Source organism: Paracoccus binzhouensis, from assembly GCF_016446475.1.
Taxonomy (GTDB): domain Bacteria; phylum Pseudomonadota; class Alphaproteobacteria; order Rhodobacterales; family Rhodobacteraceae; genus Paracoccus; species Paracoccus binzhouensis.
Genome location: NZ_JAEHFP010000066.1, coordinates 1 through 25,162 on the forward strand (window position 1 = coordinate 1; position 25,162 = coordinate 25,162).

At 69.1% G+C, this 25,162-nt stretch carries 22 protein-coding genes; 10 read left to right on the forward strand and 12 right to left on the reverse strand.

The window, feature by feature from the left end; genetic code table 11:
• The 3 genes from I9P22_RS24600 to I9P22_RS14965 form a co-directional block, all read right to left on the reverse strand.
• On the reverse strand, positions 1–387 hold a 387-nt coding region (locus I9P22_RS24600; RefSeq protein WP_332909035.1), incomplete at its 3' end, for a transposase.
• 48 nt (positions 388–435) lie between these two features.
• Positions 436–750: a hypothetical protein gene (locus tag I9P22_RS14960; protein WP_199260301.1), complete on the reverse strand. Its 315-nt coding sequence runs from the start codon at positions 748–750 to the stop codon at positions 436–438.
• The gene (locus tag I9P22_RS14965; protein WP_199260303.1) at positions 743–901 is read right to left on the reverse strand and encodes a hypothetical protein; all 159 of its coding nucleotides are present in this window, start codon (positions 899–901) and stop codon (positions 743–745) included. The genes I9P22_RS14960 and I9P22_RS14965 overlap by 8 nt, the downstream gene beginning before the upstream one ends.
• Positions 902–1,119: 218 nt before the next feature.
• Between I9P22_RS14965 and fliK the strand changes: the two genes are divergently transcribed.
• The 7 genes from fliK to I9P22_RS15000 all read left to right on the forward strand — a co-directional run bounded on the left by fliK (position 1,120) and on the right by I9P22_RS15000 (position 9,911).
• Positions 1,120–2,274: a flagellar hook-length control protein FliK gene (gene fliK, locus I9P22_RS14970; RefSeq protein ID WP_199260305.1), complete on the forward strand. Its 1,155-nt coding sequence runs from the start codon at positions 1,120–1,122 to the stop codon at positions 2,272–2,274.
• An 11-nt stretch (positions 2,275–2,285) separates the two neighbouring features.
• Entirely contained in the window at positions 2,286–2,951 is a 666-nt protein-coding gene (locus I9P22_RS14975) for a flagellar hook capping FlgD N-terminal domain-containing protein (protein ID WP_233253412.1), read from the forward strand.
• A 346-nt stretch (positions 2,952–3,297) separates the two neighbouring features.
• On the forward strand, positions 3,298–5,253 hold the full coding sequence (acs, locus tag I9P22_RS14980; protein ID WP_199260307.1) for an acetate--CoA ligase: 1,956 nt from the start codon (positions 3,298–3,300) through the stop codon (positions 5,251–5,253).
• A 255-nt stretch (positions 5,254–5,508) separates the two neighbouring features.
• Positions 5,509–7,296, forward strand: coding sequence for an MFS transporter (locus I9P22_RS14985; protein WP_199260309.1), 1,788 nt, complete (start codon positions 5,509–5,511; stop codon positions 7,294–7,296).
• Between the two features lie 103 nt (positions 7,297–7,399).
• On the forward strand, positions 7,400–7,771 hold the full coding sequence (locus tag I9P22_RS14990; RefSeq protein ID WP_199260311.1) for a response regulator transcription factor: 372 nt from the start codon (positions 7,400–7,402) through the stop codon (positions 7,769–7,771).
• Positions 7,771–8,802 (forward strand): bifunctional enoyl-CoA hydratase/phosphate acetyltransferase, encoded by a 1,032-nt coding sequence (locus I9P22_RS14995; protein WP_199260334.1) that lies wholly within the window; start codon positions 7,771–7,773, stop codon positions 8,800–8,802. The genes I9P22_RS14990 and I9P22_RS14995 overlap by 1 nt, the downstream gene beginning before the upstream one ends.
• Positions 8,799–9,911, forward strand: coding sequence for an acetate/propionate family kinase (locus tag I9P22_RS15000; RefSeq protein ID WP_199260313.1), 1,113 nt, complete (start codon positions 8,799–8,801; stop codon positions 9,909–9,911). The genes I9P22_RS14995 and I9P22_RS15000 overlap by 4 nt, the downstream gene beginning before the upstream one ends.
• Positions 9,912–10,006: 95 nt before the next feature.
• Here the strand turns inward: I9P22_RS15000 and I9P22_RS15005 are convergent, their stop codons facing one another.
• The 6 genes from I9P22_RS15005 to I9P22_RS15030 form a co-directional block, all read right to left on the reverse strand.
• Positions 10,007–11,773, reverse strand: a complete 1,767-nt coding sequence (locus I9P22_RS15005; RefSeq protein ID WP_199260314.1) for a PHA/PHB synthase family protein — start codon at positions 11,771–11,773, stop codon at positions 10,007–10,009.
• Positions 11,774–11,798: 25 nt separating this feature from the next.
• The gene (locus I9P22_RS15010; protein WP_199260317.1) at positions 11,799–12,782 is read right to left on the reverse strand and encodes a zinc-dependent alcohol dehydrogenase family protein; all 984 of its coding nucleotides are present in this window, start codon (positions 12,780–12,782) and stop codon (positions 11,799–11,801) included.
• Between the two features lie 107 nt (positions 12,783–12,889).
• Positions 12,890–13,663 (reverse strand): heme ABC transporter ATP-binding protein, encoded by a 774-nt coding sequence (locus I9P22_RS15015; protein ID WP_199260319.1) that lies wholly within the window; start codon positions 13,661–13,663, stop codon positions 12,890–12,892.
• Positions 13,660–14,739, reverse strand: coding sequence for a FecCD family ABC transporter permease (locus I9P22_RS15020; RefSeq protein ID WP_199260320.1), 1,080 nt, complete (start codon positions 14,737–14,739; stop codon positions 13,660–13,662). The genes I9P22_RS15015 and I9P22_RS15020 overlap by 4 nt, the downstream gene beginning before the upstream one ends.
• The gene (locus I9P22_RS15025; RefSeq protein WP_199260321.1) at positions 14,739–15,638 is read right to left on the reverse strand and encodes a heme/hemin ABC transporter substrate-binding protein; all 900 of its coding nucleotides are present in this window, start codon (positions 15,636–15,638) and stop codon (positions 14,739–14,741) included. The genes I9P22_RS15020 and I9P22_RS15025 overlap by 1 nt, the downstream gene beginning before the upstream one ends.
• Positions 15,635–16,675: a hemin-degrading factor gene (locus tag I9P22_RS15030; RefSeq protein ID WP_199260324.1), complete on the reverse strand. Its 1,041-nt coding sequence runs from the start codon at positions 16,673–16,675 to the stop codon at positions 15,635–15,637. The genes I9P22_RS15025 and I9P22_RS15030 overlap by 4 nt, the downstream gene beginning before the upstream one ends.
• A gap of 148 nt (positions 16,676–16,823) precedes the next feature.
• On the opposite strand from I9P22_RS15030, the gene I9P22_RS15035 reads away from it, so the two are divergent.
• Positions 16,824–18,878, forward strand: coding sequence for a TonB-dependent receptor domain-containing protein (locus I9P22_RS15035; RefSeq protein WP_199260326.1), 2,055 nt, complete (start codon positions 16,824–16,826; stop codon positions 18,876–18,878).
• Positions 18,879–19,067: 189 nt separating this feature from the next.
• Here the strand turns inward: I9P22_RS15035 and I9P22_RS15040 are convergent, their stop codons facing one another.
• Positions 19,068–19,961 (reverse strand): AraC family transcriptional regulator, encoded by an 894-nt coding sequence (locus I9P22_RS15040; RefSeq protein WP_199260327.1) that lies wholly within the window; start codon positions 19,959–19,961, stop codon positions 19,068–19,070.
• A gap of 144 nt (positions 19,962–20,105) precedes the next feature.
• On the opposite strand from I9P22_RS15040, the gene I9P22_RS15045 reads away from it, so the two are divergent.
• Both I9P22_RS15045 and I9P22_RS15050 read left to right on the forward strand, forming a co-directional pair.
• A complete protein-coding gene (locus I9P22_RS15045; protein WP_199260328.1) occupies positions 20,106–21,005 on the forward strand; it encodes a DMT family transporter in 900 nt (299 codons plus the stop codon).
• A gap of 145 nt (positions 21,006–21,150) precedes the next feature.
• Entirely contained in the window at positions 21,151–23,052 is a 1,902-nt protein-coding gene (locus tag I9P22_RS15050) for a BTAD domain-containing putative transcriptional regulator (protein WP_199260329.1), read from the forward strand.
• Here I9P22_RS15050 and I9P22_RS15055 read toward each other — a convergent pair.
• Positions 23,049–23,774: a hypothetical protein gene (locus tag I9P22_RS15055; protein ID WP_199260330.1), complete on the reverse strand. Its 726-nt coding sequence runs from the start codon at positions 23,772–23,774 to the stop codon at positions 23,049–23,051. The genes I9P22_RS15050 and I9P22_RS15055 overlap by 4 nt on opposite strands.
• Before the next feature lie 14 nt (positions 23,775–23,788).
• On the reverse strand, positions 23,789–25,162 hold a 1,374-nt coding region (locus I9P22_RS15060), incomplete at its 5' end, for a peroxidase family protein (protein ID WP_199260332.1).

A 25,162-nucleotide genomic window follows, 5' to 3' on the forward strand; every position in this document is an offset into this window, starting at 1 on the left:
CAGCTCAGTCAGCCGCCGCCCAACTGTCCCCACTGCCGTAGGAAGTGGCGAAAAATACTCAACAAACTTCTGCCAAAGTAGTGCTAGGCTCCAGACACATTGATTCCAGAGCCAGAAGATGACCAACTGCAAGAGGCTTTCGACGAAACCAGTCGCTTGCCGCCGGGCCATGCCGAACAAAACCTTCATCCTCAGGCACGTCCGGATCGCGGTATCGCTGCAGGTCTGCTGTCGGCCACGCCTGCCTGTCGGCGTGGCCTTCCAAGTCATGGCGGGATCGAACCGGATTGTCAGCAAGCCGCGGCGCTTGAGCACCTCGTTATAGGCCGACCCGTTCCCGGTCTTGCAGGCCGGGGCGTCGCTCTGCTCATGCCGCCCAGTTACCACCTTGGTTGCAAAAGTGGAATCCAGAACAGGATTTGTGCAACAGAGCCTTCAAAACCGCTGTTCCCGACGTGGGGCCGCCGGCCGATCCAGCCTTCTGCCCTGGCGATCATAGGTATCCAGGTTGCGGGAAATCGCCGTGATTTCCGCGACCTGACGTTTCGCCGCCGCGATGCCCTCGCGCGCGGATCCGGCCAGCGCCCGGATCGCCTGCAGGGCTTCAGCGCATGCCTCGACCTCGTCTTTCGGCAGGCCTCCGGAAGCGATCAGCTTCTCGAATCGCTGCATCTTTCCCAAGGCAAGATCGGCCTCGGACGAGATCAGGTGCCGTCTCGCCTGGTCGAGCAGCAACAACGCTTCAGCCATCCCGCTGCCCCGTTCTGGAAAGGAAGTTCATGTCCATGCGCCGGCTCATGGCTTCGGCATAGGCGTCGTTCATGAGGCTGGAGAATTGCGATTCGCCGATGCCGCCACCGAACTCGCCCTGCGATTCGCGTGGCCCGGCATATTTCAGCATTTCCGAAAGAAAGGCCTGCTCAAGGCCGTCCGAAAGTTCGCGCCTTGCGCTTGGGCTGCCCGGACTGCCAGCCGTGATCGAGGATATATCCAAGGCTTCGTTTTCCTTTCATTAAAGTTTTCCCGACATCCGACTTTACGCGGCATCGGTAAATATTTGGTAATCCTGTTGTGGCATCGTCCGATCCGTTCGTGCCAGGCAAGAGGTGAGGGAAGCGGATGGAAATTGCGAGCCGGCAGGCCGGCGCTTCGATGATCGGCCTGCAATTGGCGGAAACGGGCAGGGCGTCCCACACCCGAGGGGGCGAGTTTTTCGAGTTGCTCGATCCGCCGCCCATCGCGGAAGCCGTGCAGGATGGCGAGTCTGAGCTGCCATTGTCGGAACGGGATGACGCCGATGCTTCGACGGAACCGGACGATGGGGCTTCGGTGGCCTGCATTCCGACCGCAGCGACGGCCGGGACCGATCCGCCTGCTGCGCCGGAGCCGAAGGGGGATCCGGGTCTTGCCGGCGAGGATTCTCGCCTGGGCAGTCGCGCTTCCGTCCCCCCGAAGGAGCGCAGGGATGCGCAAGGCAGCCCGCAGCCGCCGGGCTTCGATTCTGCTCTTGGCGGGACCGTCGGCGAGGCGCCGGACATGGAGAATCGGAGCCAGCCGCGCCCGGATGGCGGGAATGCCGAGGACCTTGGTGAGGCGCATCCGCAGGCGGTCGTCGAGGCGAAGCGGCGGCCGGGGCTGGGGGCGGGACACGATGTCCCTCTTCGGGACAGGGGCGATCCGGCCGGGACCGAGGATCCTGCGGTTTCCACCATGCTTGCGGAGGATTTTCAGGACAGGCTTGCGGATGGTGGTGAGCGCATGCTCGATGCCGCGGGTCCGGATCAGGGCACCGTCAGCGTGTCGGTGCTGAGCGGGCGGGCACATCCGGCGGACCTGGCGCATGGCTTGCCGGACCGGCCGCATTTCAGGGCTACGGCCGCCGATGCGCAGAATGTCCTGGGCCAGATATCCGACAGGCTGGCCGAGGGGCATGAGGATGTCGTCGAAATCACGCTGTCCCCCGAGGAACTGGGCAAGGTCCGCCTGGTGATCTCCGCCGGAGAGAAGCCCTCGGTCGCCGTCCATGCCGAGCGCCAGGAAACCTTCGACCTGCTGCGGCGAAACGTCGACGCCTTGCAGAAAGAACTGCGCGAGGCCGGCCTGCTCGGCGCGGATGTCTCCTTCTCGGGCGGCGGTGAGCGTCGCGAGCGGCACGCCGCAGCGACGGGCAGCAGCGCAAATGCCAGCCGTGGGCCCGAAACGGGTTTTCTTGCGGCCGCTGCCGCGCCGGCGGCACGACCGGGCATGGGCCGGCAGATCGACATCAGAATCTAGGGGATGAGCACTTGACCAGCATAACCAGCACATCCGGCCTGGGCTTGCCGACCAGCCAGCCGTCGGTGTCTTCCGGCGCGACACAGTCCGAGGCCGCGAGCCAGTTCGAAACCTTTCTCAAGATGCTGACCACGCAGATCAAGAACCAGGATCCGCTGAACCCGATGGAGGGGACCGAGTTCGCCGTGCAGCTCGCGACCTTCTCGGGGGTGGAGCAGCAGGTGCAGACGAACCTGCTGCTTCAGCAACTGCTGCAGGGCACGGGCGGCGGCGAGCTGGGCCAGCTCTCCGGCTGGATCGGCCGCGAGGTGCGCACCAGCGCGCCGGTCCGGTTCGATCGCTCGCCCCTGACCCTGCAGATCGAAGGCGTGGCGAATGCCGAGGCCATGACCCTGGTCACGCTGGACGAGCAGGGCAACGAGGTGCTGCGGGACAGCATCGGCCTGGGCTCGGGCGAGGTGGACTGGCAGGGTCGGCGCGCGGATGGCGAGTTGCTTCCGCCCGGCTTCTACAGTTTCCGCGTCGAGGCGACGAAGGGCGCCGAGATCCTGTCGACACAGGATGTCGGGGCCTATACCCGGGTCACCGGGGTCGAGCTTGTCGCCGACGGTGCGCGCCTGGTACTTGCCGGGGGTGGCTCGGCCACGGTCGATGAAATCGACGCCTTGCGGGAATAGGGTGCGAAAAGCCCGGCTTTGGCCCCGGGGAAACCCGCAGGCCGGGCGGGCGATCTGGCCGGATGCGGCTAGCTGGCCCATGATGCCGCCCAAGGATGATCGCGGCGCGGTCGGATATTGGTGCCGGTCCTGGCTGGAATCCGTGCGACAGGCTGTGAAAAATTTACAAACCGCATGAGAATCCCGTCAATTATTTTACAAAATTATCCTTTTTAAAAAACAGTTTACTGGAAGTGGAAAATCATATTAACATCCCGGCAATCGGGGCTCCGACGCCCGGTTGCGGCACTTTGAGGAGAGTGCGGGCGCCCGGAACCCACCGCATCGCGAGTAGAGGAGGCCCGCCATGTCCGTTGAAAATGTTGCGAAACACCCCATCCCGGCCGGTTTTGAGAAAGCCCATCTGCAGCCGGCGGATTATGCCCGCCTGTATGCCGAATCGCTTTCGGATCCGGACGGGTTCTGGGGCCGGGAAGGCAAGCGCCTCGACTGGATTCACCCCTACAGCACGGTGAAGAACACCGACTTCACCATGGGCAAGGTCTCGATCAAGTGGTTCGAGGACGGGATCCTCAACGCCTCGGTCAACTGCATCGACCGGCACCTGCCCAAGCGCGCCGAGCAGACAGCGATCATCTTCGAGCCGGACGATCCGCAGGCGCCGGCCCGCCATATCACCTATGCCGAGCTTTCGGAAAAGGTGAACCGCATGGCCAATGTCCTGCTCAGCCAGGGGGTGATGCGCGGCGACCGGGTGGTGATCTACCTGCCGATGATCCCCGAGGCGGCCTATGCCATGCTGGCCTGCGCGCGGATCGGCGCCATCCATTCCATCGTCTTTGCCGGCTTCTCTCCCGACGCGCTGGCGAACCGCATCAACGATTGCGGCGCCAAGCTGGTGATCACCGCCGACACCGCGCCGCGCGGCGGCCGGCGCACGGCGCTGAAATCCAATACCGATGCGGCGCTGCTGCATTGCTCGGACCGGGTGCGCTGCCTGGTCATCAAGCATACCGGCGACCAGACCACCTGGATCGACGGCCGCGACGTGGACGTGCTGGCGATGATGGAGCAGGTGAGCCCGGAATGCCCGCCGCGCCCGATGGGGGCCGAGGATCCGCTGTTCATCCTCTACACTTCGGGCTCGACCGGCAAGCCCAAGGGCGTGGTGCATTCCACCGGCGGCTACCTGCTTTTCGCGGCGATGACGCATCAATACGTCTTCGACTACCAGGACGGCGACATCTTCTGGTGCACTGCCGACGTGGGCTGGGTCACCGGCCACAGCTACATCGTCTACGGCCCGCTGGCCAACGGCGCCACCACGCTGATGTTCGAGGGCGTGCCGACCTGGCCCGATGCCGGCCGCTTCTGGGCCGTGTGCGAGAAGCACCGGGTCAACCAGTTCTACACGGCGCCAACCGCGATCCGCGCGCTGATGGGGCAGGGGCCGGAATGGGTCGACAAGCACGACCTGTCCAGCCTGCGGGTGCTTGGCACGGTGGGTGAGCCGATCAACCCCGAGGCCTGGGTCTGGTATGACAAGCATGTCGGCAAGGGCCGCTGCCCGATCGTCGATACCTGGTGGCAGACCGAGACCGGCGGCCACATGATCACCTCGATCCCCGGCGCCGTCGAGACCAAGCCGGGCTCGGCCACGCTGCCCTTCTTCGGCGTCAGGCCGGTGGTGCTGGACGCCGCGACCGGCGCCGTGCAGGAGGGCAACCCGGCCGAGGGCGTGCTGTGCATCGCCGACAGCTGGCCGGGGCAGATGCGCACCGTCTGGGGCGACCACCAGCGCTTCATGGAGACCTATTTCCAGCAATATCCCGGCTATTACTTCACCGGCGACGGCTGCCGCCGCGACGAGGACGGCTATTACTGGATCACCGGCCGCGTCGATGACGTGATCAACGTCTCGGGCCACCGCATGGGCACGGCCGAGGTCGAAAGCGCGCTGGTCGCGCATGAGAAGGTCGCCGAGGCGGCGGTGGTCGGCTATCCGCATCCGCTGAAGGGGCAGGGCATCTATGCCTATGTCACGCTGATGAACGGGGTCGAGCCCAGCGACGAGCTGCGCGCCGACCTGGAGAAATGGGTGCGCACCGAGATCGGGCCCATCGCCAAGCCGGACCTGATCCAATGGGCGCCCGGCCTGCCCAAGACCCGCTCGGGCAAGATCATGCGCCGCATCCTGCGCAAGATCGCCGAGGACGATTTCGGCGCCCTGGGCGACATCTCGACGCTGGCCGATCCCGGCGTCGTCGACGAGCTGATCGAAAACCGGATGAACCGGGGCTGACGATCGCCCGCCGCCGCGGAGCGAGCCTTCCGCGGCGGCGCCCGGTCCCCGAGCGGGGACCATATCAAGGGGGAGACGCCGCGCCCGGACGATCATCGCCGGGCCCGGCGAAGGAAAGACCGCCCGCGGGGCGGATACCGGCATCGGGGAAGGGCACGGCCTTCCGCCCGTTCTTTCGACCGCGCGTCGAAAGGGCCCTGTCCCTGCATGCCCAGCATCTGCCAGCCGAGGGTTGGCATCATGGGGAGGAACCATATGGCCTATAACCAGACGGATATCGCATCGGTGCGCTCGCGTCCGATGACGCGGGAGGAGAAGAAGGTGATCCTTGCTTCTTCCGCGGGCACCATCTTCGAATGGTATGACTTCTACCTTTACGGGTCGCTCGCGGCAATCATCGGCGCGCAGTTCTTCACCGCCTTTCCCGAGGCGACGCGCAACGTCTTCGCCCTGCTGGCCTTTGCCGCAGGCTTCATCGTGCGGCCATTCGGCGCGCTGGTCTTCGGCGCCATGGGCGACCTGATCGGGCGCAAATACACCTTCCTTGCCACGATCCTGATCATGGGCTGCTCGACCTTCCTGGTCGGCCTGCTGCCCAGCTACAACAGCTGGGGCGTCGCGGCGCCGATCATCCTGATCGCGTTGCGCATGGCGCAGGGCCTGGCGCTGGGTGGCGAATACGGCGGCGCCGCCGTCTACGTGGCCGAGCACGCGCCCCAGGGGCAGCGCGGCTACTTCACCGCCTTCATCCAGACCACCGCCACGCTGGGCCTGCTGCTGTCGCTGATCGTGATCCTGCTGGTGCAGGGTTATGTGAACGGCAACTGGGAGCCGACCCCGGTTCTGGACGCCGCCGGCCAGGCGGTGCTGAACCCCGACGGCACGGCCAAGATGATCAAGGCCTTCGACCTCTGGGGCTGGCGCATCCCGTTCCTGGGCTCGATCTTCCTGCTGCTGATCTCGCTCTACATCCGGCTGCAGATGAACGAGAGCCCGGCCTTCAAGAAGATGAAGGAAGAGGGCGCGCAGTCCAAGGCGCCGCTGCGCGAGGCCTTCGGCACCTGGAAGAACGGCAAGATCGCCCTGATCGCGCTGCTGGGCCTGACGGCGGGGCAGGCGGTGGTCTGGTATTCGGGCCAGTTCTATGCGCTGTTCTTCATCCAGAACGTGATCAAGGTGGACAGCTTCTCGGCCAACGTCTTCGTGGCCTGGTCGCTGATCCTGGGCACCGGCGGCTTCCTGTTCTTCGGCGCGCTGTCGGACAAGATCGGCCGCAAGCCGATCATCCTGGGCGGCTGCCTGCTGGCGGCGCTGACCTACTTCCCGGTGTTCCACGCCCTGACCAAGACGGCGAACCCGGCGCTTTACGCGGCGCAGCAGACGGCGGTGACGGTGACGGCGGACCTGGACACCTGTTCGTTCCAGTTCAACCCGACCGGCACCGCCAAGTTCACCTCGCCCTGCGACATCGCCAAGGCGATGCTGGCCAAGTCCTCGGTGAACTATGAAACCGTCGCGGGCCCGGCCGGCAGCAATGCCGAGATCAAGATCGGCGACACGGCGATCGCATCCTACGACGCGGCCGCCCTGTCGGGCGAGGAACTGGCCACCGCCAAGGCCGGCTTCGAAAAATCGGTGAACGACGCCCTAAACGCGGCCGGCTATCCGCTGGTGGCCGAGAAGAACGACACTGTGGCCAAGGCGAACCACTTCCTCGACATCTTCACCGGGCAGAAGCTGATGATCATCGTCATCCTGACCTATCTGATCCTGCTGGTGACGATGGTCTATGGCCCGATCGCGGCGATGCTGGTCGAGCTGTTCCCGACCCGCATCCGCTATTCCGGCCTGTCGCTGCCCTATCACATCGGCAACGGCTGGTTCGGCGGGCTGCTGCCGGCGACCGCCTTCGCCATCTCGGCGCAGTCGGGCAACATCTATGCCGGCCTGTGGTATGCCATCGCGGTGGCGGTGATGACGGTGGTGATCGGCGCGCTGTTCGTGCCGGGCGGCACCCACAAGAAGGACATCTTCGCCGATTGATCCATCTGGCCGCGGGCGGTGCTGCGATCTGCCCGGCCATGCTGTGACGATGGCGGCCGCGTCCCTGCGACGCGGCCGCTCTTTCCCCCCCGAGAGGTCAGCCATGGCCAGGATCCTTGTGGTCGAGGATGAGGACAATATCGCCGTCGTGCTGGACTTCCTGCTGACGCGCGAGGGCCACAGCCATGACCGTCTGGCGACAGGGGCCGGCGCGGTGGCGCGCATCCGCGACATGCGGCCGGACCTGGTGCTGCTCGACGTGATGCTGCCCGATGTTTCGGGCTACCAGATCATGCAGGAGCTTCGCGCCGACCCGGCGCTGCAGGCCGTGCGGGTGCTGATGATGACCGCCCGCGGCTCGGTGGTCGAGCGGCGCAAGGGGCTGGCCATGGGCGCCGACGGCTTCATCGCCAAGCCCTTCGAACTGGCCGAGCTGCGCGCGGAAATGGCCCGACTGCTGGCCGCGCCCTGCTGATCCGCCGATCCGCCGCGACATTTTCGCCCTGCCGCGCGCAGGCGGTTGCCCCGGCCCGGCCGATCTCTATCGTTCTTGCCGCGACAGCAGGAAAGGAAGGCCGCATGACCGACCACTACCAGGCCCTGATGGACCGTTGCGCCGGCCTGCCGCCGCTGCGCACCGCCGTCGTCCATCCCGTGCAGCCCAAGGTGTTCGAGGCCCTGGCCGATGCGGTCAGCGCCGGGCTGATCGAGCCGGTGCTGATCGGTCCCGCCGCCCGCATCGCCGCCGCCCTGGCCGAGGCCGGCCAGCCCCCCGACGCCCACGAGATCGTGGATACCGAGCACAGCCACGCCGCCGCCGCCCGTGCGGCGCAGATGGCGGCGGCCGGGCAGGTCGGGGCGATCATGAAGGGCTCGCTGCATTCCGACGAGCTGATGGGCGCCGTGATCCACCCGCAATGCGGGCTGCGGACCGAGCGGCGGATCAGCCACGCCTTCCTGATGCTGACCGAGGATTATCCGCGCCCCTTCATCATCACCGACGCGGCGGTGAACATCGCGCCGGACCTGTCGATCAAGGCCGACATCGTGCAGAACGCCATCGGGCTCTGGCGCGTGCTCTGGGGCCCGGCCCGGCCCAATGTCGCGATCCTGGCTGCGGTCGAGACGGTCAACCCCAAGATGCAGGCCACGCTGGACGCCGCCGCGCTTTGCAAGATGGCCGATCGCGGCCAGATCGCCGATGCGGTGCTGGACGGGCCGCTGGCCTTCGACAACGCCATCAGCGCCGCCGCGGCGCGCGAAAAGGGCATCGTGTCCCCCGTCGCGGGCCAGGCGGACATCCTGCTGGTGCCTGACATCGAATCCGGCAACATCCTGGCCAAGCAGATGATCTTCCTGGGCGGCGCCGATGCGGCGGGGATCGTGCTGGGCGCGCGGGTGCCGGTCGTCCTGACCAGCCGGGCCGATTCCGTGCGGGCGCGGCTTCTGTCCTGCGCGCTGGCGGTGCTGATGGCCGATGCCCGCGCCAGGGGGCTGGTGAAATGATCCCGACGATCCTGACCCTGAATGCCGGGTCGTCCAGCCTCAAGTTCCGGGTCTTCGCCCATGACGGGCTTGTCTTGCTAGCGCGGGGCGCGGTCAGCCGCATTGGCGGCGAAGCCGAGCTGCGCGCCGCGCTGACCGACGGGCCCGAGACGCGGCTGGCCTTGCCGCCCGGCTCGGATCATGCCGCCGCCCTGCAGGCGCTGCTGGATTTCATCGACGCGCATGACGACGGCTGGCGGATGCGGGCGGTCGTGCATCGCATCGTGCATGGCGGCACGAAATACACCCGCTCGACCCTGATCACGCCGCAGGTGCTGCAGGACCTGCGGGCGCTGATCCCGCTGGCGCCGCTGCACCAGCCGCACAACCTGGCCGCCATCGCCGCCTCGCGCCGGCTGGTGGGCGAGGTGCCGGACGTGGCCTGCTTCGACACCGCCTTCCATGCCGGCCGAGACCCGCTCTTCACGCATTTCGCCTTGCCGCCCGACTATTACGACAAGGGCATCCGCCGCTACGGCTTTCACGGCCTGTCCTATCAATGGCTCGCGCATGTGCTGGCCGAGGAACATCCGGCCCTGCATGAGGGCCGGGTGATCGCCGCGCATCTGGGCAACGGCGCCAGCCTTTGCGCGATGCGCAAGGGGCGCAGCGTCGATACCACCATGGGCATGACGGCGGTGGACGGGGTGCCGATGGGCACGCGCTCGGGCGCCGTCGATCCCGGCGCGATCCTGCTGATGCAGCGCAGCTTCGGCCTGCGGGTCGAGGAGATCGAGGAGCTGATCTACAACCGCTCGGGCTTGCTGGGCCTGTCGGGCAAGTCGAACGATGTCGCGGCCCTGCTGGCGGACGGGACGCCCGAGTCGCGCTTTGCCCTGGACTATTTCGCGCTGAAATGCGCCCAGGCGGCCGCGGCGCTGGCGGTGTCGCTGGGCGGGATCGACGCCATGGTCTTCACCGGCGGCATCGGCGAGAACGCCGCGTCGGTGCGCGAGGCGATCCTGCGCCGCATGGCCCCGCTGGGCCGGTTCGAAGTGCTGGTGATCCCTGCCAACGAGGAGCGGATGATGGCCATGGAGGCCGTCGCGCTGAGTCGGACGGCCGCCTGAACGCGGCGGGCGCTCGGGCTCTCACCCGGCCGTCAGGGTATCGCGGCACATCCCGGCCATGGCCGCGGCAGGAGGCAGCGACCCGGCTCCGGTTCTCACCGCTCCAGCACGTAGCGGCCCGGCGTGTCCTCCGCCGCCGGCTCGCCGCGCTTGCGCTGGCCGAGTGCCGGTGGCGCGATGCGCTTGGCCGAGGAATGCCGCGCCAGCCAGTCGGTCCAGGCGCTCCACCACGAGCCTTCGCGCAGTTCCGCCGCCTCCAGCCATTGCCCGGCGGCCAGGCAGACGCCGTCGGCGGGCTTCTCGGCCAGGCGGTAATGCGTGCCGGGGCGGCCGGGCGGGCAGACGATCCCGACATTGTGCCCGCCGCTCGCCAGTACGAAGGTCAGCTCGGTATCGGTCAGGTAATGGATCTTGTAGACCGATTGCCACGGCGCGACATGGTCGTATTCGGTGCCCACCGCAAAGATCGGCACCCGCAGGTTCTGCACCGCCAGCGGATGGCCGTCGGCCAGCAGCTTGCCGCTGGCCAGGGCGTTTTCCAGATAGAGCCAGCGCAGGTATTCGGCATGCATGCGATAGGGCATCCGCGTCGCATCCGCGTTCCAGGCCATCATGTCGGTCATCGGCTCGCGCTCGCCCATCAGGTAGTCGTGGACCAGGCGCGACCAGACCAGGTCGTTGCTGCGCAGCAGCTGGAAGGCCCCGGCCATCTGGTTCGAGGACAGGTAGCCGCGCTGCCACATCATGCTTTCCAGCATGTGCAGCTGGTCGTGGTCGATGAACAGCGCCAGTTCGCCCGGCTCGGTGAAGTCGGTCTGCGCCGTCAGCAACGAGACGCTGGCCAGCCGGTCGTCGCCGCGCCCGGCCATCGCCGCGGCGGCGATGGTCAGCAGCGTGCCGCCCAGGCAGTAGCCGGCGGCATGGATCCCGCGCCCCGGCAGGATCCCCGAGATCGCCTCGATCGCCGTCATCACGCCGAGCTTGCGGTAATCCTCCAGCGTCAGGTCGCGGTCCTCGGAGGTGGGATTGTGCCACGAGATGCAGAACACCGTATGCCCGGCCGCGACCAGGTGGCGGATCAGCGAATGTTCGGGCGCGAGGTCCAGGATATAGTATTTCATGATCCAGGCCGGGACCAGCAGCACCGGCTCGGCCAGCACCGTGTCGGTCGTCGGCGCGTATCGGATCAGCTCGATCAGGCGGTTGCGGAACACCACCTTGCCGGGGGTCGCGGCCACGTCGTGGCCGACCTGGAATTGCTCGGCCCCGGCCGGCGGCCGGCCGGTGGCAAGCCGCGTGACGTCCTCGACCCAGTTGCGCCAGCCCGCGACCAGGTTCGTGCCGCCGGTCGCCGCGGTGCGGGCGATGACCTCCGGGTTCATCCAGGGCAAGTTCGCCGGCGAGGCCATGTCGAGCAGCTGCCGCGCCGCGAAGGCGACGACAGCCTGGTGATGCGGATCGACGCCCGGCACGTCATGCGTGGCGCGGTCCCACCATTGCTGTGCCAGCAGGAAACCCTGCGCCCACAGGCTGAAGGGCGGCTGGCGCCAGGCCTCGGCCCGGAAGCGGGGATCCTGCGGCACCGGCAGGATCGCCGGCTCGGCCTCGGGATCGGCGGCCAGCGCGGCGACATGCGCGAGCAGCGCCGCCGTCTCGTGCATGGCGTCGTCGGCCAGTTCCAGCCGCTTGCCGGGGGCGGCGGCCAGGTGCACCGACCAGTCCAGCAGCGCCATGCCAAGCGCCACCGGCGACAGGCCGGCGCTGAGGCGCGCCGTCGCCGCCTCGCGCATGCGGTCGATGGCGCGGAACACCTCGCCATTGCGGTCGGCGGCGTCGGTCGGGGGAACTGCATTCGTGGTCATGCCGGCACTCTTTCGATGGATGGGATCATGGCACCAGCACTGCGGCGCCGTCGAAACGGCCGGCCCGCAGGTCCGCCAGCGCCCGGTTGGCGTCGCGCAGCGGATAGGCGGTGGTCTGCGTCCGGATGCCGATGCGCGGCGCGAGGCCAAGGAAATCGAGCCCGTCCTGCCGCGTCAGATTCGCGACCGAGACGAGCTGGCGCTCCTCCCACAGCAGCGCATAGGGAAAGGCCGGAATGTCGCTCATGTGGATGCCGGCGCAGACCACGCGGCCGCCCTTGCGCACCGCCTGCAGCGCCACCGGGACCAGATCGCCGACCGGGGCGAAGATGATCGCGGCGTCCAGGGCCTCGGGCGGGGCTTCGTCCGAGGCCCCGGCCCAATCGGCGCCCAGGCTCAGGGCGAAATCCTGCGAGGTCCGGTCGCCGGGCTTGGTGAAGGCATGGACATGGCGGCCCTGCCATTTCGCCACCTGCGCGATGATATGCGCCGCCGCGCCGAAACCGTAAAGGCCAAGCCGCCGCGCCTCGCCCGCCATCGCCAGCGACCGCCAGCCGATCAGCCCGGCGCAAAGCAGCGGCGCCAGGGCCACGTCCTCGCCCTCCTCGCCCAGCGGAAAGGCGAAGCGCGCATCCGCGATGGCCGCGGTCGCATAGCCGCCATCGCGGGTGTGGCCGGTGAACTGCGGCGCGTCGCAAAGGTTCTCCTGCCCGACCCGGCAATAGGGGCAGGCGCCGCAGGTATGGCCGAGCCAGGGAATGCCCACCCGTTCGTCCAGCCGCAGCCCGGTCACCCCGGGGCCGAGCGCATCGACGCGGCCGACGATCTCGTGACCGGGGATGACCGGCAGGTGGCGGTCGCGCAGCTCGCCATCGACCACATGCAGGTCGGTGCGGCAGACCCCGCAGGCCAGGACCCTGACCCGGATCTCGCCCGGGCCGGGCCGGCGGTCGGGCAATTCGGTCCAGACCAGCGGCGAGCCGATCTGTTCAAGGACCATCGCGTGCATCCGGCACCTCCGCCAGCGGCCGGCCCGGCGCCGGTCAAGGGCAATATGGCGATGCCGGCCGGCGCTTGTAAATCCCGGCGCGGCCTTGGGTCGCAGGCGGGCGCGCTTCAGGCGGCGGCATGGGGCAGCACCCAGATGCCGCTTTCGGGGGCGGTGTTGACCCGCAGCCGGCAGCCATAGGCCAGCGACAGGGTCTCGTCGGTCAGCACCTGGTCGGGCCGGCCCTGACGCAGGACGCGGCCGCCGCTCATCAGGATCAGGTGCCGGGCGAAAAGCGCGGTCAGGTTCAGGTCGTGCATCACCGCGACCACCCCGCCGCCGCGCCGGGCGTAATCGGCCGCCAGCCGCATCACCGTCAGCTGATGGGCGATGTCGAGGCTGCTGACCGGCTCGTCCAGCAGCAGCCAGCGCGGCCCCTCGGCATCGACCGGCTGCCAGACCTGGGCCAGCACCCGGGCCAGCTGCACGCGCTGCTGCTCGCCGCCCGAAAGTTCCTGGTAGAGCCGGCCGGAAAAGCCCGGCAGGTCCACCGCCGCCAGCGCCGCCGGCACCAGCCCGTCCGCCCGCTCGCCCCGCGCCTCCAGCCCGATGCGCACCACCTCGGCCACGGTGAAGGGGAAGGACAGCGCCGCCGCCTGCGGCAGCACGCCCCGACGCCGCGCCTGTTCCTCGGGTGGCATCGCGGCCAGGTCGCGGCCGTCCAGGGTGATGCGGCCGCGGCAGGCCAGCTCTCCGGTCAGGCAGCGCATCAGCGTGGTCTTGCCCGAGCCGTTGGGGCCGACGATGGCGGTGATCTCGCCCGCCCGCGCCTCGACCGAGACGCCGTGCAGGATCTCCTTGCGGCCCAGGCTGACATGGATGCCGGCGGCGATCAGGCTCACAGGTCCAGCACTCCGCGGTTGCGCAACAGGATCCACAGGAAGAACGGCCCGCCCATGATGGCGGTGACGATGCCGATGGGCAGCTCCGCCGGCGCGATGATGGTGCGGCTGACCATGTCGGCGATCAGCAGCATGACCGCGCCCAGCAGCGCCGCGTTCACCAGCAGATAGCGGTGGTCCGGCCCGCTGGCCAGCCGCAGCAGGTGCGGCACCACGATGCCGACGAAGCCGATGCCGCCCGAGACGGCCACCGCCGCCCCGGTCGCCCCGGCCACGGTCAGGATGGCCAGGTTCTTGACCCGCTGCACGCGGATGCCGACATGACCGGCCGCCGCCTCGCCCAGGGCCAGCGCGTTGAGCCCGCGCGCGAGCCAGGGCGCGAAGACCAGCGCCAGCGCCATGATCGGCACCGCGGCGGCCAGCTTGGGCCAGTTCGCCCCGGCCAGCGAGCCCAGCCCCCAGAAGGTCAGGTCGCGCAATTCGCTGTCCGAGGCGCGAAACACCAGGATGCCCGAGACGGCGCCCATGATCGCCCCCAGCGCGATGCCCGCAAGCAGCATGGTCGCGACCGAGGTGCGGCCGCGCCGCGTGGCGATGCGGTAAAGCAGGATGGTGGTGATCCAGCCGCCGCAGAACGCCGCGACCGGCACCAGATACCAGCCGAGAAAGCCGGCGATCCCGGCCGGCAGGGCCGAGCCCAGCACGATGGCGACGATCGCCCCCAGCGAGGCGCCCGAGCTGACCCCGACGATGCCCGGATCGGCCAGCGGATTGCGGAACAGCCCCTGCATCACCGCGCCCGAGACCGCCAGAGAAGCGCCGACGAAGATCCCCATCAGCGCCCTCGGCAGCCGGATGTCCATCAGCACCACCCGATCCTGCACCGCCAGCGCCCGGCCGGCGGCGAGATCCGAGACGGCCCGGGTCAGCGAAGTGCCCGAGGCGCCCCAGCCCAGCGAGGCCAGCGTTACCGCCACCAGCACCAGCGCCAGCACCAGCCCCAGCCGGCGCGCGCGGTGGCTGCGGTCGCCCTCGAGGCGCGCGGGCCGGCGAAGCTCGGGCAGGATGGCCACCATCAGGACCCCGCGTAGATCAGGTCGTGCAGCTCGACCGCGGCCTCGCCGGTGCGGGGGCCGAAGCCCAGCAGCTTCAGCCCGTCCATCGTCACCAGCGCGCCGTTGCGCCCGGCCGGGGTCTGCGCCAGCGCCGGCATGGCCAGGGCCGTCGCCTTGGCGGCGCCGTGGCTCAGCTGGCCGCCGGCCCCGTCGCGGGGGGCAGGGGCTTCCTCGGCGCCGCCGCGCTGCATCATCAGGATGACATCGGGCGCCGCCTCGATGATCGCCTCGTCGGTGACGGGCTTGTAGCCCTCGATGCCCTGCATGGCGTTTTCGGCCCCGGCCAGGCGGATGATGCCGTCCGCCGCCGTGCCGGTGCCGCCGGCCATCACCCGCCCGCCCTGCAGGGACAGGACGAACAGCACCTTCTTGGGCTCTCCGACGGTCTCGGCCCGGCTGGCGGCCGCCTTCAGGTCTGCCGCCAGCCTGTCATGCAGCGCCCGGCCCTTGTCGGGCACGCCGAGCGCCTCGGCGATCTCGTCCACCTTCTGCAGCACGCCCTCGGCGTCATGGCGCTCGGCCACGGTCACATAGGGCAGGCCGGCGGCTTTCAGCACCGACACCGCCTCGGGCGGGCCGGCGCCCTCCTCGGCGATGATCAGGTCGGGCGAGACCGACAGTACGCCCTCGGGCGACAGGGCGCGGACATAGCCCACATCCGGCAGGGTATTGGCCTCGGGCGGCCAGTTCGAGGTGGTGTCGCGCCCGACCAGCCGATCCTGCTCGCCAAGCGCATAGATGATCTCGGTCACCGAACCGCCCAGTGGCAGGACGCGCCGGGCTTCGGGCCAGGAATCGGCCTGGGCGCCGCCCGCCAGCAGCGCCAGGACAAGGGCAGGGGCCAGGGCGGGGCGTCTCATTCCGCCGCCTCTGCCAGGGCCGGCAGGCCATCCACCAGCGCGGCCCACCCCTCGGCGTCGCCGCCCTTTTCCGGGCGCAGGCCGAAGCACTGGAAGATCAGCGCACCATCGGCGTCGAAGGCCTCGACCGAGATGGCCGGGCCCCGTCTGGTCGGCTTCTCGACCGCCCAGACCTCGGCCACGTGATCGCCGCGCAGATGCAGGTTGAAGCGCGGGTCCATGACGTTCAGCCAGGGGCCCATCGGCTTCAGAACCTCGAACCGGCCCGAATGGATCTCGATGCAGCCCTGGTTGCCGACGAACATCATCACGCCGACGCCCCCGGCATGGACGCGCTCGATCAGGGCCGGCACGGCATCGACGGCAAGCGGCCGGACATGCGGGCTGCCGACGATGCGATAGGCGCCCAGGCGGTTCATCTTCAGCCGCCGGATCAGGATGTTGAACTGATGCGTGTCGGTCATCTCGGACCATTCGCGGCGCAGCGCGTCGACCCGCTCGGGATTGGCTTTCGGCGCCTCGACAGGCTCGCGGGGGGCGAAGACGGCGCGGTCGGACTGGTCCGCCAGCGCCAGGTCGCGCGTCAGCGCCTCCCAGGCGGCCAGGTCCGAAGCCTCGCGCAGATGCACCTTGTGGATGGCGTCGCCCGCCGCATCGAAGACCTGGATCGAGCGGCGGATGCCGGAATCGCCCGGATTCTCGACGGCGAAGGCATGGACCCAGTGGCGCGGGAACATGCGCAGGTCGATCTCGGGGTCCACGGTCATCGCGGCATGCTCGCCGTCGTGGAAGTCGTTGTAGGTGCCGACCTTCTCGATCACGCAAGAGCGGTTGCGGGTCAGCGCCATGACCTCGCCCAGGGCCTGGACATGCGGGATCAGCCGGCCCGGTGCGGCCTCGATGCGGGTGGTGCCATGGCCGACGCGGGCGGCGACCAGCGCCGCCTCGGGCAGGCCCAGCCGCGCGGCCAGGTCAAAGGGGCGGCCGCCATCCTCGGCCAGGATACGGCGCAGGTCTTCGGGGGAATGCTCGGTCATCGACATGCCTTTTTTCTGCTGCACATGCCCGGATCGGACCGCAACGATGCGCAAGGAATCATTGACAGTTTTACTAAGAATAATTTACGGCGCGCAAGATGCCAGCCCCGTGGCCAGCCTGAAACTGCCGACAAATCCACGGGGACACATGCAACACCACTCGATCCGCGGCGCGGTTCTGGCGGGGACCACCTGCCTGACCGCCTTGACGCTTTCCACTCCGCTTCTGGCCCAGGACGCGGCCGGGACGCCTTCGCAAGGCTATGTGCTCGACCAGATCGTGCTGCGCGCCGGCAAGCCCAAGGTGGCCTCCGAGGTGCCGCAATCCGTCTCGGTGGTCAGCGAGCAGCAGCTCGACGACATCGAGGCCACCCATATCGGCGAGGTGCTGGCCACGGTGCCGGGCGTCGCCGGCGTCGGCTCGGGCAGCTTCTTCGGCCAGGGTTTCAATATCCGCGGCTTCGGCGCCACCGAACAGGCCGCGTCCGAGGCGGGCATAGTGCAACTGCTCGACGGCGAAAAGAAATTCTACGAATCCTACCGTCAGGGCGCGCTGTTCGTCGAACCGGACTTCCTGCGCCAGGTCGAGGTGCTGCGCGGTCCCGGCTCCTCCACGCTCTACGGCTCGGGCGCCCTTGGCGGCGTGATCGCCATGGAGACGATCGAGGCCAGCGACCTGATCGCCCCCGGCAAGACCTTCGGCGGCAAGGCCAAGCTGGGCTATGCCAGCAATCCCGACACGGTGCTGGGCAGCGTCGCGCTTGGCTGGCGCCCCGCCGAGGATTTCGAGGCCCTGGCCGCCTTCGCCTGGCGCAAGCTGGGCGACACCAAGGATGCCGACGGCAACACCACGGTGCGGTCAAACTCCAAGACGCCCAACCTGCTGCTGAAGGCGAAAAAGACCTTCGGCGACCAATATGTCGCCTTCTCTTACCAGCATCTCGAGGCCAAGGGCGAGGATCAGGATTTCGACCAGATCAACGGGTCGCAAAAGGATATGTTCTATCCGGGCTTTTCCTGGGGCGTGGGCGACATCACCACCCGCGACCAGACCGCGCGGCTGATCTGGGGCTGGAACCCGCAGGACAACCGTTATGTCGATCTGACCGCGACGCTGTCCTATACCAGCACCATGAAGGACGTGCAGCAGGGCGACGACCCGGACGAGCCGATCATGGACAGCTTCCTCGGCCGGCGCGATTACCGGCTATGGAAGTTCAGGCTGCAGAACGTCGCCGATCTCTCGGGGGCAGGCTTTGACCATCACCTGACCACCGGGGCCGAGATTTCGCGGCAGGACCGTTCCTCGCGCGTGGCCGCGGCCTCGCACCCCGAGGGGATCACCCGGTTCTGGTCCGCCTTCGCGCTGTCCGAGGTGACCTGGGGCGAGCTGACGGTGAACACCGGCCTGCGCTATGACAGGCAGCGCATCGAGCCGAAAAGTTCCGTCACCGCCACGGACGACCGCTACAGTTCCGATTCCTTCGAACCGCAGATCGCGGCGATCTATCGGCTGGACGACAACTGGTCGGTCTTCGGCTCGGTCGCGCTGGTGAACCGCATGCCGACGGCGGACGAGTTGTTCGACACCTATATGGGCGGCGCGCCTTCGCCCGACCTCAAGGACGAGAAGGGCAAGAACATCGAGGCCGGCATCTCCTATAGTGGTTCGGGCATTTTCGCTGCCGGCGACGAGGCGGTGCTGAAGCTCACGCTGTTCCGCAACCATATCGACGACATGATCGTGCGCACCAATGCGCCCGCGCCGACGCCCGCCTATGTCAACATCGACCGCGCCTATCTGCGCGGCGGCGAGCTCGAGGCCAGCTATTCCATCGCGGCCTGGGAGCTGGGCGCCGCGGTTTCGGTGGTGAGCGGCGAGGACCAGGACGGCGCCGATCTCGACACGCTGCCGAACAACCGCGTGACGCTTTCGGCGATCTGGCAGGCCAGCGACGCCTGGCGCATCGGCCTGCGCAGCACGCTCGCCGCGGGCCGCGACAAGCCGGACGGGGATCGCCGCGCGGGCTATGGCGTGCACGACATCTTCGCGACCTGGAAACCGCAGGGCGGCCAGCTCGAAAGCGTCGAGGTCCATGTGGGCGTCGACAACGTCACCGACCGCAACTACACGCCCGCGACCTGGCTCACCGGCCCGGCGCCCGGCCGCAACCTCAAGCTCTCGGTCTCGCGCAGCTTCTAGGGCGCCCGCTGGCCGCAAACGACCAACGGCCAGCCCGACCCGGCTGGCCGTTGCTTTTTCTCCGCGCGAAAGCCGGCCGCTTCTTTGCTCCCCAAATACCCAACTCAGCCAGCTCGCCACGCGCGATGCGCCTGCCGCTTCACCGAAAGCCGGCTGCGGTAACGGGATCCGGCCTTTCCTGTGGCAGATTTACGTCGCGCGCGGCGGTCGGGCGCCGCCCAGCGCGGCGCGATAGCCGCCGGGCGTCAGGCCCATGGCGGCCTTGAAGACGCGGGTGAAATGGCTCTGGCTGTCGAAGCCGCAATCCAGCGCGATGCGCGCCAGCGGCGCGCCCGAGCCGAGCAGCCGCCGCGCCCGTTCGATGCGCCGCGCCGTGATCCAGCGATGCGGCGAGACCCCGCAGCTGGCGCGGAAGCTGCGCTGGAAATGGAACGCGCTGAGCCCGGCCAGCGCGGCCAGGTCGCGCAGCTGGATCGGCTCGGCCAGATTGGCCTCGATGTGATCCAGCACCAGCCGCAGCCGGCGCGGCGCCAGCCCGCCGGTCAGCACCCTGCGTCCGGGGGCGACATAGCGCCCGCCGGTGAAGATCCGGCCCAGCAGTTCGTGCATCGCCGCCTCGGCCGCCAGCCGGTCGGCGCGGCGGGTGGCGCCATGCAGGGCCTGGAACGGCGCCGCCAGCTCGGGCGCCGCGACATAGGTCAGGTCGGCCAGCTGCATCAGCCGCGAATCGCGCTCGCAGATCTGCGCGAAGCTGCGGCGCAGCTCGTCATCGGGCAGGTGCAGGTGGATGAACTCGAAGCTCTCGGTGATCTCCCAGTTCGAGGCATGGCCATGCGGCATCAGGCAGACCGCGCCGGGCCAGCCATGAGCCGCCTCGCCCTGCCGGTCCAGGCGGCGGGTGCCCTGGCCGCCGCGGGTGTAGAAGCTCAGCGTATGGCCCTGCGGCTCGTCATAGCTGATGCGGGCGTCGCGGTTGCGCCACAGCGTGGCCGAGCAGCCGAAGCCCAGATCGAGATGGCCCAGCATCTGCGCATGCGGCGAGCGGGCAAGATAGGTCGAGATGGGCAGGGCATGGCCGGACATGGCCCAAGATTAGGCCAGCCGGGGCGCGGCGGAAAGGCGGCACGAGGGCCGCCGCCGCCGATCCGCGCCGGATCGCAGCAAGATCGTGCAATCCGGCTGGCCGCGGATGGGCTAGGGACGGGGCCAGTCCTTTCGGAGCCCGCCATGAACCTGCTGCTTTTCGTGCTGACCGTGCTGATCTGGGGCTCGACCTGGATCGCCATCGCCCTGCAGGTCGGGCCGGTGCCGGTGCTCGTCTCGGTCTTCTATCGCTTCGCTGCGGCGGCGGCGCTGTATCTGGCGCTGCTCGCGGTGCTGGGGCGGCTGCGCCTGCCGGCGGCCCGGGACCAGATCTGGATCCTTGCCCAGGCGCTTTGCCTGTTCTGTCTGAATTTCCTGTGCTTCTACGCGGCGGCCGGCCATGTGCCATCCGGGCTGCTGTCGGTGGTGTTCTCGCTGGCCTCGATCTTCAACGCCGTGAACGCGCGGGTCTTCTTCGGCGACCCGGTCTCGGGGCGGACGGTGCTGGCGGCGCTGCTGGGCGCGGCGGGGGTGGCGCTGCTGTTCGGTCCCGACCTGGCGCAGGCCCAGGGCGCCGACACGCTGCGCGGCCTGGCGCTGGCGGCGCTGGGGACGATGTTCTTCTCGCTCGGCAACATGGTCTCGCGGCGCAACAGCGCGGCCGGCCTTCCGCCCAGCATCGCCAGCGCCTGGGGCATGGGCTATGGCGCGCTGGTGCTGGCCGGGCTGATCGCGCTGACCGGCACGCCCATGGTGGCGCCGCCCGGTACCGCCTATCTGGCGGCGTTGCTTTACCTGGCGGGGATCGGCACGGTGCTGGGCTTCACCACCTATCTGCTGATGGTGGCGCGGATCGGCTCGTCGCGCGCTGCCTATGCCACCGTGCTGTTCCCGGTGGTGGCGCTGGCGATCTCGACGGTCTTCGAGGGCTATCGCTGGCACTGGACCGGCCTGCTGGGGCTGGGGCTGGCGCTGCTCGGGAATGCGGTGATGTTCGCGCCGCCGCTGCGCCTGCGCCCTGGCGGCCGGCCGGTCGGCCCCTGACCCCCCGGCAAGAGGGGCCTGCGCCGGACCCGGCGATGCTGCGCCGCAATGGACCGCCGCTCACGGTTGCGTTATGTCCAGAACTTGATGTCTAACGATTTGCGACGCAACGGCACCGGCGTCGCGGGTCTGGCTAGGGGTTCGGATGCAGCTCGACGACCTTTTGCGGCTTCTTGACGCGTTGCGGCTGCGCAAGGCGCGGGCGCTGCTGTATTTCCTGCTGGCCGACCGCACCCCGGTGCATCGCACGGAAAAGGTCACCGACCTGTTCTGGCAGAACTCGGACGAGCACAAGGCCTCGGCCTCGTATCGGCAGGCGGTCAAGCATATCCGCCGCGCCATGGAGGGCTTTCCCGGCTTCGGACTCGAGACCAATGCCGGAGAGATCGCCCTGCGCCTGCCGCAGAGCTTCGTTCTGCAGGACGAGCTGGCCGCCCGGCTGGCCCGCCCGGACTGGGATCCCGAGGAGGCGGACCGCATCCGGCTGCTGGTGGACCAGACCGTGCAGCTTGAAGGGATCAGCGCCTCGTTCGACAGCTGGCTGGCGATCACCCGCGCCAATCTGCTGGCGGGGCTGCGCCAGGTGCTGGACCGCCGGCTGGCCGAGACCGCCGACAATGCGGGCGACGGTCCTGAAGATGGTCCGCGCGCCCTGGCCGAATTCGCCATCGCGCTGGAGCCCTCGAACGAAAGCGCCACCCGGCTGCTGATGCGGCTGGACTGGCGGGCCGGGCATTCGACCCGCGCCATCGAACGCTACAATGCGCTTTACGCTCATCTGGACGAGGCCTTCGACCAGGAGCCCGAGGCCGAGACGGTGGCGCTGCTGGCCGCGATCAAGCTGGATCCGACCGGCGGCGGGCGGCAGCGGCCGCAGGGCGACCGCGCGCCGCAGGTCGGCCTGTCGGTGTCGCTGCTGCCGGCCGAGGGTGCGGGGGGCGAGCTGGAAAGCATGACCAACGTGCTGTTCGCCGACCTGCGCATGCGCATGGCCCGCTTTCGCGAATGGTCGATCATCGAGGAAAGCGCCGTGCCGGCGCAGGTGCGGGTCACGCTGCAGCCCTTCCACCTGATGGGGGCGCTGCGCTTCTTCGTCGAGGTCAAGCGCGGCGCCGGCGGCCAGCTGGTCTGGTCGGAATGGATCGAGCAGCCGCAGACCGACTGGGAGCACAAGGTCCGCATCCTGCTCTCCAACATCGCCAACGCGCTGTCGGTGGTGGTCTCGGACCGCTCGCTGGCCGATTCCGGCCCGGGCATCTACGACCGCTGGCTGAAGGCGCAGGCGCTGCTGGATCGCTGGTCGCCCGAGACCGAGGCCGAGGCGCTGGCCATCCTGCGCGAGATCACCGAGGAATCGCCGCGTTTCGGTGCCGCCCATGCCGAGTTGGCGGGCGCGCTGAACGTGCGCCATGTGCTGCTGCCCGGCACCTATCAGACCGAGGAGCTGAAGCGCGACGCCATGCACCATGCCATCGTCGCGGTCTCGGCCGATCCGCTGGACACGCGGGCGCATCGGGTGCTGGCCTGGTGCTTCTGCCACCTGGGCTATTTCGACCTGGCCGAGTTCCATTTCGACCAGGCGCTGACGCTCAACCGCAACAATCCGCTGACGCTGGCCTCCTGCGCGCTGGGTTTCGCCTTCGCCGGCGACCTGGACAAGGCCGCCGACCTGGCCGCCGAGACCCGGCGCCATGCCGAGGTGATGGAGCCCTTCCACCAGATCTATCTGGCGGCGGTGGATTATCTTTGCGGCGATTACGCTGCCGCCGCCCGGCAGTGCGAGAACCGCGGCGGCCTGATGCCGACCGTGGGCGGCTGGCACAGCGCCGCGCTGTGGCGGCTGGGCGAGACCGAGGCGGCGGCGCGGCGTTTCGACGGCTACCTGGCCGACCTGCGCAGGCAATGGCACGGCCCGGCCGAGGCCACGGATGCGCAGCTGCTCGACTGGTTCCTGTCGGTCTTCCCGCTGCGGCGCGAGGAATGGCGGCAGGAGCTGCGCGAGACGCTGGAACAGGCCTCGGCCGCGCGGCTGCGCTTCCCGGTCTAGCGGCACATGTTGGTGGCGTAGATCCCGACCGAACGGTGGAAGGCACGCAGCGGGCTCGCCATGATCTCGTTCTTCACGTCCCTGGCCGGCTGGCCGGCCGGATCCTTGAACAGGCTGCGGTCGCGGATGGCCTCCTCCATATGGCTTTCCAGCGCCGCCTGCAGGTCCGAGCTCCAGTCGGGATGGGCGCGGGCGGCGAATTCGCGCACCATCTCCAGGATCTCGGTCTTCAGGCTGGCCAGCATCAGCGCCCGGTCCAGCTCGTAGGACAGCGGCGGGCGGAAGCCCTCGGACTCGCCCTGGGCGCGCAGCATGGCATCGGCGATGCCCAGCGTCTCGTCCGAGGGCACGACCAGGATGCGGGTGTTGCGGTCCGGCTTCCGGCGGCCGCGGCGGCGGCTCTCGAACTCGATGCGGACGGTGGTGTTCTCCAGGATCGCCTCGCGCTCGGCATCGCTCAGCGCCGCCTCTCCGCTCTGCGTCGAAAAATCCTGCACGATCAATGCGTTTTTCACCCGTTCCTCGAGCGCGTCGAGTTCGGCCTTGGGCACCGCGGCCTTGCCGCGCTGGGACAGCTCGACCATCAGCCGGCCGATGAACTCGACGTTCAGCGGCTCGCCGTCGCGGCCCTTGCGGGCGCTGATGCTGCCGTCCTTGTGCAGGAATGCCTCGGCCTGGTCGACCTCGGCCCCGATGATGATGTATTTGCGATTCCCTGGCATGGCTCTTGCTCCCTTCATTCTCTCACGAGGGTGATCAGTTCTAGCATGGTCGCGGGCCGGGGCAGCCCGGCGGTCGCGGCATCCTCGGGGGCCAGCACCACGCGGCGGATCGAGCCCTCGACCGAGCCGCGCAGCAGCGCGCTGCCCAGTGGGCCAAAGCCGCCGCGCCGGCCGTGGAGCTGCGCCTCGACCATCAGGAACTGGTAGAGCGGCCCCCATTCCAGCACCGCGCGGTCCAGGCGGATCGGCGCCTCGGGATGGGCGGCGGCGAAATCCGCCGCCAGCCGCGCCGGGGCAAGGCGGGCGGGCCAGTCGTCCGGCAGGCCGGCGATGGCCTCGGCGATGTCGTCGTTGCCGGGTCGCAGCGGCCGCGCCTCGGCGGCAGAGCGGTTGTCCAGCGCGATCACCGCCGCCGCCGTCACCGGCGCGCGCAGCTCGGGCGCCACGCTGGCGGAGATGCCGCTGAGCGGGCCGCCGCGCTCGGTCCCGAAGAACAGCGGCCAGTCGATGCGCCAGTCGGTCTCGGCCTCGCTGATGGCATAGCCGCGTTTCAGCAGCGTGCCCAGGTTGTGCAGCCCCGAGCGGCCCAAGTCATAGGCCGCCAGCGGCAGCGCGTGGAAGGCCCGGCAAAGCCCGTGCAGCAGCGTCGTCTCGTCCAGCGCCCAGGCGCGCGGCAACTGATGCGCCTGAAGCCCCGCGATGGCGGGATGCAGGAAGCGCGGCAGCAGGTCGCCCAGCAGGATCGCGTGCCAGCAGCGCACCGCATGGGCGCGGGCCAGCACATAGGCGCGATAGGGGGCATGGCCGCGCTGCATCAGCGCGCGGGCATTGCGGTTGTGGAACTGCATCCAGGCCACGCAAAGCTCGTGCAGCATCAGCGAATCGCGGTTGCGCTCGTCATAGAGCGCGCGGATCGGCTGCGGATCGGGATCCGAGACCGGGTTGAGGCCGCGGGCATAGATCCGCGCCAGCCGGGCGCCGGGGGTCAGCCGAAACAGCCAGCTGTCCGGGTCGTAGACATGGGCCAGCATCAGGGGGCCGGGGCCGTAGACGGTCTCCAGCGTCAGCGGATTGTCGATCAGGTTGTAGCGCCGCACCGGCGTCCCCGGCAGGTCGCTGTCGCTGCGCGACCAGGGCACGCTTTCGGCCTGGACGCTGCTGCCCATGTCGTGGCCCATCAGCTGCGCCAGGTAGGTATAGCCGGCGGGGATATGCCCGACCTGGCGCAGGCAGGCGCCGCGCCATTCCGGGCTGCTGCGCACCAGGATCTCGGGGATGCGCTGGCCGATATCGGCGCGCTCGTCCGGGCCGGGCAGCGGCGAGGCCCCGGCCGCCATGCCGGGCACCGCGCCGCGGCTGCGCGTGGCACGCAGCCCGGGCCGGACCGG

What these genes read in the sequence shown, in the direction of transcription:
- I9P22_RS14960 (WP_199260301.1), bottom strand. Translation starts at nt 750, where the DNA reads ATGGCTGAAGCGTTGTTGCTGCTCGACCAGGCGAGACGGCACCTGATC.
- I9P22_RS14965 (WP_199260303.1), bottom strand. Translation starts at nt 901, where the DNA reads ATGCTGAAATATGCCGGGCCACGCGAATCGCAGGGCGAGTTCGGTGGC.
- fliK (WP_199260305.1), top strand. Translation starts at nt 1,120, where the DNA reads ATGGAAATTGCGAGCCGGCAGGCCGGCGCTTCGATGATCGGCCTGCAA.
- acs (WP_199260307.1), top strand. Translation starts at nt 3,298, where the DNA reads ATGTCCGTTGAAAATGTTGCGAAACACCCCATCCCGGCCGGTTTTGAG.
- I9P22_RS14985 (WP_199260309.1), top strand. Translation starts at nt 5,509, where the DNA reads ATGGCCTATAACCAGACGGATATCGCATCGGTGCGCTCGCGTCCGATG.
- I9P22_RS14990 (WP_199260311.1), top strand. Translation starts at nt 7,400, where the DNA reads ATGGCCAGGATCCTTGTGGTCGAGGATGAGGACAATATCGCCGTCGTG.
- I9P22_RS15000 (WP_199260313.1), top strand. Translation starts at nt 8,799, where the DNA reads ATGATCCCGACGATCCTGACCCTGAATGCCGGGTCGTCCAGCCTCAAG.
- I9P22_RS15005 (WP_199260314.1), bottom strand. Translation starts at nt 11,773, where the DNA reads ATGACCACGAATGCAGTTCCCCCGACCGACGCCGCCGACCGCAATGGC.
- I9P22_RS15010 (WP_199260317.1), bottom strand. Translation starts at nt 12,782, where the DNA reads ATGCACGCGATGGTCCTTGAACAGATCGGCTCGCCGCTGGTCTGGACC.
- I9P22_RS15020 (WP_199260320.1), bottom strand. Translation starts at nt 14,739, where the DNA reads ATGGTGGCCATCCTGCCCGAGCTTCGCCGGCCCGCGCGCCTCGAGGGC.
- I9P22_RS15025 (WP_199260321.1), bottom strand. Translation starts at nt 15,638, where the DNA reads ATGAGACGCCCCGCCCTGGCCCCTGCCCTTGTCCTGGCGCTGCTGGCG.
- I9P22_RS15030 (WP_199260324.1), bottom strand. Translation starts at nt 16,675, where the DNA reads ATGACCGAGCATTCCCCCGAAGACCTGCGCCGTATCCTGGCCGAGGAT.
- I9P22_RS15035 (WP_199260326.1), top strand. Translation starts at nt 16,824, where the DNA reads ATGCAACACCACTCGATCCGCGGCGCGGTTCTGGCGGGGACCACCTGC.
- I9P22_RS15040 (WP_199260327.1), bottom strand. Translation starts at nt 19,961, where the DNA reads ATGTCCGGCCATGCCCTGCCCATCTCGACCTATCTTGCCCGCTCGCCG.
- I9P22_RS15045 (WP_199260328.1), top strand. Translation starts at nt 20,106, where the DNA reads ATGAACCTGCTGCTTTTCGTGCTGACCGTGCTGATCTGGGGCTCGACC.
- I9P22_RS15050 (WP_199260329.1), top strand. Translation starts at nt 21,151, where the DNA reads ATGCAGCTCGACGACCTTTTGCGGCTTCTTGACGCGTTGCGGCTGCGC.
- I9P22_RS15055 (WP_199260330.1), bottom strand. Translation starts at nt 23,774, where the DNA reads ATGCCAGGGAATCGCAAATACATCATCATCGGGGCCGAGGTCGACCAG.